The sequence below is a fragment of the Weissella sp. DD23 genome (assembly GCF_001579105.1).
Taxonomy (GTDB): Bacteria; Bacillota; Bacilli; order Lactobacillales; family Lactobacillaceae; genus Weissella; species Weissella cibaria.
Genome location: NZ_KQ970390.1, coordinates 433,236 through 434,467 on the forward strand (window position 1 = coordinate 433,236; position 1,232 = coordinate 434,467).

Consider the following 1,232-nt stretch of genomic DNA (forward strand, 5'->3'; position numbering starts at 1 on the left):
CTCTCCTTTTTGTTGTTCGTTAGAAAAATGTCAGTGAATATGAACCGGTAAATGTTTGAGCTGGTGCTAGTGTGTTGATGCCATACTTGTGGTGCAACTCACCATCTGCGTCAACTGTGTCGGCGATTCCCCACCAAGGTTCAATTGCCACAAATGGTGCCTCTTTAGCATATGGCGTCCAAATACCAACGTACTTCGCGTTTTGGATATGCATGGTAACACCGTGTGACTCACTCAACTTGGCCAAAACAATCGACACTGGATTTTGGTCCAATCGCAGAATGATTGCATCGTCCTTATAATCATCTCGACGAAGACGCAATGGAATGCGCGTGTCAAACGTTGATTCTAAATTATTGTCCAAGTACGGACCGACTAACTTGGCACGATTGTACTTACGTTGTGGTTCAACGTTGATGTAGTAATCCGTAAACTTTTCGCCCGCTTCTAGTGGCGCACGGAACCCTGGGTGACCACCAACGGAGAAATAAATGTCATGCGTGTCGGTGTTTGTCACCACATAGGCAATGCCCAACGTATCTTGCTCTGTCAGACGGTACAACACGTCAAATTGGAAATGAAAGGGATAAATCGAAAACGATTCATCATTATCAACCAAACGGAAGCGTGCTGTATTAGCAGTCTTCTCAACTAAATCAAATTCATTATCTCGTGCGAAACCGTGTTGGGCCATAAAGTACGTCTTATCACGATACTTGTAACGATCACCCTTTAAACGCCCAACAATGGGGAAAAGGTTCGGTGCGTGGCGGCCCCAAAAATTAGGATCGGCTTCCCACATATATTCTAGGCCACTTTCTTTATTAGTCACACTGACTAATTCAGCACCCATTTCTGAAATGACGACGGTGATACTGTCATTTTCTAGCTTGACTGACATGCTCTTCTTCCCCCAGTCCGTTCTGTAAACGTTTTCTTCAATATTTTTATCATAGCAAATTTTTTACATAAAATCTATGCACGAATTGTAAATGATTTTCATAAATAATCGACAGGTTTATGAAAAAAAGAGGTCCATGCCAAGTAACATGAACCTCAAAGTAATTATTCTGTTGCTCGTGGAAAAAAATCACGGTAACTTTTTTGTAAAGCATCCGTTGTCACGTGCGTATAAATCTGAGTTGTACTTAAACTGCTGTGGCCCAATAGTTGTTGCACCGTTCGCAAATCAGCACCGTTATTCAGCATATCCGTTGCATATGTGTGGCGGA

General features: G+C 42.5%; 2 protein-coding genes. Both read right to left on the reverse strand.

Features of this window, described 5'->3' with window-relative positions; translation table 11 throughout:
- Positions 1-19: 19 nt before the first annotated feature.
- Positions 20-901: an aldose 1-epimerase family protein gene (locus tag WEIDD23_RS02075; protein WP_010373716.1), complete on the reverse strand. Its 882-nt coding sequence runs from the start codon at positions 899-901 to the stop codon at positions 20-22.
- A 164-nt stretch (positions 902-1,065) separates the two neighbouring features.
- Positions 1,066-1,232 (reverse strand): tyrosine-type recombinase/integrase (locus WEIDD23_RS14345; RefSeq protein ID WP_242865409.1); only part of this gene is annotated, 167 nt, incomplete at its 5' end.

Excerpts from the sequence above, each read along its gene's own strand:
- WEIDD23_RS02075 (WP_010373716.1), bottom strand. The coding sequence starts at position 901 with ATGTCAGTCAAGCTAGAAAATGACAGTATCACCGTCGTCATTTCAGAA.